At 41.3% G+C, this 8,662-nt stretch carries 5 protein-coding genes; 1 reads left to right on the top strand and 4 read right to left on the bottom strand.

Annotated features, from left to right (window positions below; genetic code table 11):
* Nucleotides 1-227 precede the first annotated feature (227 nt).
* From B3S92_RS04560 to B3S92_RS04545, 4 genes are all read right to left on the bottom strand, one after another.
* Nucleotides 228-2,570, bottom strand: a complete 2,343-nt coding sequence (locus B3S92_RS04560; RefSeq protein WP_296203165.1) for an NADP-dependent malic enzyme — start codon at nucleotides 2,568-2,570, stop codon at nucleotides 228-230.
* A 273-nt stretch (nucleotides 2,571-2,843) separates the two neighbouring features.
* Nucleotides 2,844-4,394 (bottom strand): protein adenylyltransferase SelO, encoded by a 1,551-nt coding sequence (locus tag B3S92_RS04555; protein WP_296203162.1) that lies wholly within the window; start codon nucleotides 4,392-4,394, stop codon nucleotides 2,844-2,846.
* Between the two features lie 300 nt (nucleotides 4,395-4,694).
* A complete protein-coding gene (locus B3S92_RS04550) occupies nucleotides 4,695-5,888 on the bottom strand; it encodes an acyl-CoA desaturase (RefSeq protein ID WP_296203170.1) in 1,194 nt (397 codons plus the stop codon).
* A gap of 506 nt (nucleotides 5,889-6,394) precedes the next feature.
* On the bottom strand, nucleotides 6,395-7,300 hold the full coding sequence (locus B3S92_RS04545; protein ID WP_296203161.1) for a glycerophosphodiester phosphodiesterase: 906 nt from the start codon (nucleotides 7,298-7,300) through the stop codon (nucleotides 6,395-6,397).
* A gap of 354 nt (nucleotides 7,301-7,654) precedes the next feature.
* Here B3S92_RS04545 and B3S92_RS04540 point away from each other — a divergent pair, with 354 nt between their 5' ends.
* Nucleotides 7,655-8,650, top strand: coding sequence for a hypothetical protein (locus B3S92_RS04540; protein WP_296203159.1), 996 nt, complete (start codon nucleotides 7,655-7,657; stop codon nucleotides 8,648-8,650).
* Nucleotides 8,651-8,662 lie beyond the last annotated feature (12 nt).

The raw sequence follows: 8,662 nt of genomic DNA, 5'->3' as shown, positions 1-8,662 counted from the left end.
TTGTGGAATTGGTATTATCTAATTAAGATTTGGTTATTAAAAGGTCTATAGGATACTTTAAAGCTTTTTGACCTTAATCTATTAACCATAAAGAACTATCACAAATTAAAGACTACTAATAATTAGAGACTATTAAATATAAAAAAGCCAGCTTCAAGCTGGCTTTTTATTAACTTCAATTAGATAAAATTATAAATAGTGTATATTAACCACTATAATTTAGCAGCTTATTCATCGTTTTTAGCAGCAGCAATATCCTGAGCTTCAGTAACAGCCAATGCAGTCATGTTAACAATACGACGAGCAGTAGCTGAAGGAGTTAGGATATGAACAGGTTTGCTTGCACCCAATAAGATTGGGCCAATAGAAGCACTGCCAGTGGCTGTCTTCAATAAGTTAAACGCGATGTTAGCTGCATCCATAGTTGGCATAATTAATAGGTTAGCAGGACCTTTCAACACACTGTGTGGGAAATCTTGAGTACGGATACGGTCATCTAGTGCCGCATCGCCATGCATCTCGCCATCAAACTCAAAATCCACATCCATTTCAGTCAACAGCTCATATACTTTACGCATTTTAACGGCGCTGGCACGATTAGAGGTACCGAAGTTTGAGTGTGATAATAGGGCAACGCGAGGCGTTATACCGAAGCGGCGCATTTGAGCTACTGCCAATACCGTCATTTCAGCCAATTGCTCTGCAGTTGGATCTTCATGGATATAAGTATCAGCAATAAATAGATTGCGGTTTTGCATTAATACTGCGTTCATCGAGTAGAAGTGCTTAACACCCTCTAGCTTTTCAATCACTCTTTCAACGTAGTTTAAGTGCAAGTTGTAGTAACTGAAGGTACCACAAATCATGCCGTCAGCATCACCTTTTTCAACCAATAGTGAGCCGATTAAAGTGGTCTTACGACGTACATCACGACGGGCAAGCTCAATACTTACGCCTTTACGCTTATTCTTCTCATAGTAAGATTGCCAGTAATCTTTATAGCGCGGGTCATTATCTTGGTTAACGATTTCAATATTGTCACCAGACTTAAGACGCAGGCTTAGAGCATTGATTTGTGATTCAATAATGCTTGGACGACCCACTAAGATAGGCTTAGCTAGACCTTCATCTACTACCACTTGTACCGCACGTAGTACGTCTGGATCTTCCCCTTCGCAGAATACAATACGCTTAGGATCTTCTTTGGCGCGTGCAAACAGAGGCTTCATAACGAAGGCTGAGTTATATACGAAGGCCGAAAGTTTTTGACGATAAGCTGCGAAGTCTTCGATAGGTAGGGTAGCAACACCTGAATCCATAGCAGCTTTGGCCACTGCTGAAGCGATTTCAACAATTAAGTTTGGCTCTAATGGACCAGGGATTAAGTATTCTCTACCAAAGCTCTTGCTGGTATCAACATACTTCTGTCCTTGTAGTGGCGTGGCTTCAACGTGAGCCATAGCCGCGATAGCATGGACACAAGCGATTTTCATCTCTTCGTTTACCATGGTTGCGCCCACATCTAGAGCACCACGGAAAATATAAGGGAAGCAAAGCGCATTGTTTACTTGGTTTGGATAGTCTGATCGACCGGTTGCCATGATAACGTCATCACGAACGGCATGAGCAAGCTCTGGCATAATTTCTGGAGTAGGGTTAGCCAGTGCAAAGATGATTGGGTCACGGGCCATGCGTGTGATCATATCTGGAGTTAGAGTACCCGGCATTGATAGGCCTAGGAACATATCCACACCATCCATCACTTCAGTGATACTGGTGGCTTCTATATCACGAGCATAACGCTGTTTGCTTTCATCTAAGTTTTCACGTTTGGTAGAAATAATACCGCGTGAGTCTGATACGATGATATTAGATTTTTTTACACCCAAGGCGCAAATCAAATCTAAACAAGAGATAGCTGCTGCACCGGCACCAGAACAAACTACCTTGATGTCTTCAATTTTTTTATCAATGAGTTGTAGAGCGTTAATTAAAGCCGCACCCACAATGATTGAGGTACCATGTTGGTCATCATGGAACACAGGAATGTTCATACGTTCACGCAATTCGCGCTCAATTTTGAAACATTCTGGAGCTTTAATATCTTCTAAGTTAATACCACCAAAGGTTGGCTCAAGAGAAGCAACCGCTTCAATAAACTTATCAGGATCGTTCTGAGCAATTTCAATATCAAATACATCAATACCGGCGAATCTTTTAAATAGAACGCCTTTACCTTCCATTACTGGCTTTGATGCCAATGGACCAATGTCACCTAAGCCTAATACTGCAGTACCGTTGGTAATAACGCCCACTAGGTTGCTACGCGCAGTATATTTGGCAGCTAGTTTTGGGTCTTTTTGAATTTCCAAACATGGAACGGCCACACCTGGAGAGTAAGCCAGTGCTAAATCGTGTTGGTTAGCAATTTGCTTAGTAGGGGTAACAGATATTTTACCTGGGATAGGATACTCATGATAATGCAGCGCGGACTGCTCGAATTGCTCTTTATTCATCGCATTGATGTCATTGATTTCAGTGGAGATTGGATTAGAAGTATTATCGCTCATGTTTAAGACCAATTATCTTTAGAAAAAGGAAATCCGCAAACGGGAGACTCAAATTTGTGGCATTTTACCCTGATATATTAGCACTTTATGCTACTAGTTTGAGGGCTTTAGTCACTTAATATTATTAACATTATTAATGACGTGTGCAATGTCTAGATTTGTCTATCGCGTCAGTAATATGCTGATTATACAGATTCAGAGCGCATATAGCTTGTATAAGAGGCTCTGAACCTAGTTTTTTGTATGAAAAATATTTAGTAGTGCCAAAAATAATTATGATGAACAGCTTATAATTAAAGGTTTGGCGCTTCGATCTGGAGGAGTTATGTCTTGTTGGGTCGCTAACTCATGCTGCTGATAAGGGGTAGTTAACAGTTGGAATAAAAGATCTACTTCGGAGAAGTCTCCAGCTTCAGCTTTAGTAATGGCACGCTGCGCCATACTATTACGTAACACATAAACTGGGTTGGTAGCTTTGAGACACTCAATAACCTTTGCTCTGTCTGCCTCTATAGTATCAATATGAGTCAAGTAACGCTGTTGCCAATCAGACCAAGCCGCTCGTTGTTCGTTGTCTAATTCAGCGTCTATTGCTTGTAATAGCTCAGCCTCATAAGGATTGCTATTGTTATCAATTACTGCCACTAAGGCTCTGAAACTATTGGTGTAGTCCAGCTTATTGGCCTCAATGAACTCCAAAAACTCAAACGCTAGCTTTAACGTATCGTTAATCACCTCGGTTACAGTTTCAGCTGTCGCATCACTATTGTCTAAACTCTCCCAAGGCAGGCCTAGTTTTTTACAGATGCCTTGCTGATAGTGAGCCATAAAGCTTGATTCATATTTAGCCAGACATTGCGCCAGAACTTCGCGGTTGATAGTTTCTTTATTATCGTTAAATAAGGTTTTGCCAGATAATTGCATGAAGTGCATCATCCACACATTTAGATTCCAATGACCGATGGCAGGCTGGTTTTGATAAGCATAACGACCTGAATAATCTGAATGGTTATTGATCCAAGCGGGATCAAATCTTTCTAAAAATCCAAATGGACCATAATCTAAAGTGGTTCCGGTAATAGATAGGTTATCGGTATTCATCACCCCATGAGCAAAGCCAATCAATTGCCAATCGGCAATCATGGTAGCAGTGCCAGTCACTACCGCAGTAATAAAGTCAGCCACAGGAGTCTGTGACGTAGTAAGTTCAGGATAGTAAGTTTCTATCATATATTGGGTAAAGCTTGGCAATAAATCCGGAGCGAAGCTGGCTATCCACTCGACATGGCCTAAGCGAATGTGAGTATCGGCCACCCGCATAAGTGCTGCCCCTTGCTCTACAGTTTCGCGTCTTACGAGGGTATCAGAGGTGACAAAGCCTAAAGAGGTGGAAGAGCGAATACCTAAGCAGGTCATCGCATGACCACACAAATACTCTCGAATGGTGCTGCGTAATACTGCTCTACCATCGCCCATCCTAGAGTAAGGGGTTAGGCCAGCGCCTTTTAAATGCAGGTCTGTTAATTTGCCATTATTATCAATAACTTGTGCCATTAATAGCCCGCGACCATCGCCCAGTTGCCCGGCCCATTGTCCAAACTGATGACCAGCATAAGCCATGGCTAAAGGCTCAAATCCTTCAGGCACATAGTTACCCGATAATATCTCAACCCAGTTTTGCATTAAGTCTGGATCTTGATCCCAGCCTAGGCGCTTAGCAACAAAAGGATTGAAGTGTCCTGCCCTTGGGTTACTCAGAGCCGTAGGGGGCTGCTGATTATAAAGGCGAGGGTCTAAGGTGGCGTAACTATTTTGATAATTCATGTTTTTGGCTTTTTTATTTTAACAGATGCTATGGGATGTGTTCAGCTTCAGCATAGCTTTAATGAAGTATTGATTGTATCAAATAGTAGGATAAACGATTGTGGCTTCAATGTTGTTACAAAGGTTGTAACTGAGGTTGTTATTAAAAATATTACACAGAAAATGTTACTAAGAATATTACCCAGATAGTTCAAATGGGAAATAAAAAAATCCCCCTGACCTAAGGTAGGGGGTGGAGAAAGCTGAATCTTATTATTGTTATTGGTTATTATTAGTTTTTTAGTTTTGCTTCATTACTTATTAGCCTGCGGTTTTAAAGCTTATCTCTTTAAACGCCTGCTTAAGGTTGTGGTTGTGTTCTAGAATGCGCTTTTCGATCATCTGGTACTGATCTTTAAGCGCCTCATCGGCTTCGTGCAAACGCTCCGCAAACTGCTCTTTCTTCAGCTGAATGGTTTTTGCTTTAAGAGCTTGCCACTCTTTAACTGTGTCGTTAAATAGCTGATATTCAAAATGCACACGGTCACTAAAGTTTTGCAGACTACGCGATAAGTTGCTGTCAGTAATTAACCCTTCATCATTACTGATTTTGGCAATTTTATTTTGGGCGCGTTTAAACATCATATTTACTTCAGCATGTTTGATGGTTGTGTCATCTACTGTACGCAGATCGGACGCTAAACCCACTTTTGCTAAAGCCGCAATTAACCATTTGGTTGGGTCATATTGCCACCATTTAACCCCATTACGGTAATCGTATTGGAAGAAATGATGATAGTTGTGATAGCCCTCACCCCATGTCGGAATGGCCAATAGGAAGTTGTCTCTGGCAGTATTGGTATCAGTATAAGGACGCGTACCAACCATGTGGCATAACGAGTTGATAAAGAAGGTAAAGTGGTGATTAATCACTAAACGTACCAAACCGGCTAATAATAAAGTACCCCACACATCACCGATTAACCAACCGATAGCACCAATTAGGCCTACGTTAGCAACTACTACCCAAGCTCCATAATATTTGTGCTGAATTTGTAGCACTTTGTCTTTGGTAAGATCAGGAATGTTTTTATAATCGAAGTTACCGCTAGGATAGTTTCGTAGCATCCAACCTATATGACTAAACCAAAAGCCACGTTTGGCTGAATAAGGATCATCCATACGATCATCAACATGTCTATGATGGGTTCTATGCCCAGAGCACCAATCAAATGCTGAGCCTTGCACCGCAAGTGTTGCGCCTACTAAGAAGAAATTACGCACTGCAGGATGGGCTTTATAGGCCCGATGTGACATTAACCTATGATAGCCGGCAGTAATACTCAAGCCGGTCCAAACCCCAACAGCAGCGAACGTCAACCATACTGGAGCACTAACTTTATGGGTGGCTAAATACCAAGGGGTAATTAAGGCTGCAGCAATTGGTGTGGCAACAAGAAAAGCGGCGGGGACCCAGTTAATAGGGGCACGTTTAAAAGCCAGCTCCTTGGCCAGTTGTTCTTCTTCAGCAGTTAATGAGCCTTCAAATGTGACGTCAGCTGAATGAGTAGATAAATCCGTTGATTTTTGACGTTCATCTTTAACAGTTTTGATAGTAGCGGAAGGTACAGAGCTATCAGAATTTAACTGTTTATTAATTAGTTCAACTAATGGCAAACGAGTTAGGGCATCCGCCACTTTTTTGCCGGAGTGAAATGCTTTGTGGGCGCCATGTACAGATTTTCGTCCTACAGCACGCAAGGAAGACAAAAGACTTCCATTTCTTATTTGCATTACTAGGGTATCCTTACTTGAAATAAGATTAGTGATATTGATAAGAGTAGAATACCTTAAATAAATATTAAAGTGAACACTTATACACTAGATTATTGTCGAGAAACTCAGGTTTTCGGCTTTTTTTACTTTTATATAACAGTTAATTAATAGGGTGGCAACAAATTTTGCTGCCGCCCTATTTTTTCTAGATTGGTATTATTTGGATTGGCTTTTTAGGAAGCTATTTAGCTACATAAAAAAGTGTTGGGGTAGTCTGTAATAAGGTAGTTAACCCCAAGCTTGATAAGATGTTTGGCAGAGTCGATATTGTTAACAGTCCAAGCAGTAGTAGCAAGATCATATCTTTGACATTGAGCTATAAAGCTTGAATCAAATAGAGGATAAAATAGGCCAATAGAGGAGCAGCCTAATCGTAAAGCAATTAATACCGTATTGGCAAAAGGCTGTCCCGTGCTCATTACTGCATTTTTAATATCATTTATAAGTATAGGGTGCGTAGAAGGGGTGAGGGGCTCGGCATGCCTGAAAGCTGGCTGTGCCATAATTTTCAGGGTCAGCTGCGGGCAGGCAGGCTCTACCAATAGGCCTCGTTTACACTGGCTAAGGAAAGTATCCGCCTGTAGCTTCTCAAGCAAATGAACATCAAAGCTGGTTAAGGTTAAAGATAAGGTCTTAAACTCTGGAGTAATCAAACATTGCTTTAATGATTGAATCAGTTGCTGATAGTTGGTGCGATTGCTAGTCTTAATCTCTAGTTCAATGTGGCTGTAATTTTTAATAAACTCCGGCATCTGTCGCAGCAGTAAGATAGGACCACTTTGATCAGCGCTAGCAGAGCAACTGATGCGCTGTAGTTGGGCAGCGGTTAATTGTTCAATTCTAGATTGATGAGAAAATAGCCTAAGCAATGTATCATCATGGAATACCACTAATTGACCGTCTAAAGTTAACTGCACATCAAACTCAATACCTACCAGTTTCTTTTTTTGCCAATTGTTCGATGAGATTTGACTTAGCTGCTGAGTATGGATAAAGCCGGCTTTACTGTTTTCTAGTTGCTCGCCACGAGCACCTCTATGACCGAGTAAATAGCAATTATGGGTGTCGAGTAAAGAGGTTAACGAAGTCATAGAGTCTCTTCTGAGTAAGCCAAAGCCTTTAAAATTTCGATAGGCTAAAAGTACGTTTATTAGAGAGCTGATTAGATAAAATAGCTCAGTTTTATAATGAAATACTGGCAGAAAATAGGCAGTATTAATAGAGGCTAATTAGCCTACTTTACAAACTATAGATATAAATTGTGATAACACTTCATTAAAATGCAATAACTTTAATATGAATTAACAAATATTTATGCTTTGGCGTATAATACGTAACAATAATGACTAGTACGGTTTAAGACGTATTTTTACAAAAGAGCTATCGGCTTTTTTGTAAAAATATAGATTGCCGTGCGATAGTCAAGGCTGGTTTTAAAAGAGGTTATGATGAAGTTAAGTTTTGATCGTGTTTCACGTCCTACAAGTTTGGTAGGGGTGATGTTGCTATGCGGATTAACCGCTGTGGGTTGTAGCAAAAAAGAAGAGTCTACTGATAAATCAGATGAGGCTAAAGTTGAAGTAGTCACAACTGCTCCTGTGGTTCAATGTGATGATCAAGTGGCCTTAACTCAGTTGACACAAACTGTGCAGTCTACTTTAGGATCTCAGTCACAGCGTTTATTCAATGCTTATGCTGAGAGTAACGGAGAAAGCCTAAGTTTGACCAACGTCAATAATGCGGTAGGTTCAGTATTGGTTGATGTTGCCAACCCAAGAGTAATGCAGCAAGCAAATGATCAAGGTATGATCACCTGTAGTGCCAGCTTAAGCTTAACTTTGCCAAACCAAGATGTAAGCCGTGCTAATCGAGTTTACACTCAAGTTGAAGACCGTACTTTGGCTGAGTTATTACGCTCTGAAGGCATCGTATTAAATAACAACATGTTGGTTAGTGATAACTTCAGCTATGTGGTGGGTATGCAAGGCGGACAGTCTATTGCTCGCGTAGTGGGTCAGCCCTCTATCTTAATGGCTGCGTCAGACATTATTGCCAAGTCGCAGTATCAGGCTGTTATTGATGCGCGTCGTACTGCTCCAGATACCAATAAGCCAAGACCTGCTCCAGCTCTACCAGCTGAGCCAAGACAACCTACGCAGCCTCGCGTTCGTCCAGAGCCTGAGCAGAAGCAAAGAGCGCCTGTACGTCAGACTCAGCCTGCTCGTAGTGCTGAAGCACAGACTGAAGCTCAGCAAAAGCCTGCTGCTAAACCAGTAGAACCCGCTAAGCCTCAAGCAGCTGAAACCCCAAAGCCTAGCAAGCCTGTAACTGAGGAAGCCAATAACACGGCCACTAAACCCGTTGAAGTTCCTAAGAAGCTAAGTGCTCCTAAAGATGACAGTATTGAAATGGTCATCATTGAAGAAGACGGCACTTACTAAGGGTAATAGACT

The organism is Psychrobacter sp. UBA3962, from assembly GCF_002385225.1.
In the GTDB taxonomy this organism is placed as follows: domain Bacteria; phylum Pseudomonadota; class Gammaproteobacteria; order Pseudomonadales; family Moraxellaceae; genus Psychrobacter.
Note: the sequence above shows the minus strand (reverse complement) of the source record. Positions and strands in the feature narration are given on the sequence as shown.

Coding starts and splice junctions, on each gene's coding strand:
- B3S92_RS04560 (WP_296203165.1), bottom strand. CDS start 2,570: ATGAGCGATAATACTTCTAATCCAATCTCCACTGAAATCAATGACATC.
- B3S92_RS04555 (WP_296203162.1), bottom strand. CDS start 4,394: ATGAATTATCAAAATAGTTACGCCACCTTAGACCCTCGCCTTTATAAT.
- B3S92_RS04545 (WP_296203161.1), bottom strand. CDS start 7,300: ATGACTTCGTTAACCTCTTTACTCGACACCCATAATTGCTATTTACTC.
- B3S92_RS04540 (WP_296203159.1), top strand. CDS start 7,655: ATGATGAAGTTAAGTTTTGATCGTGTTTCACGTCCTACAAGTTTGGTA.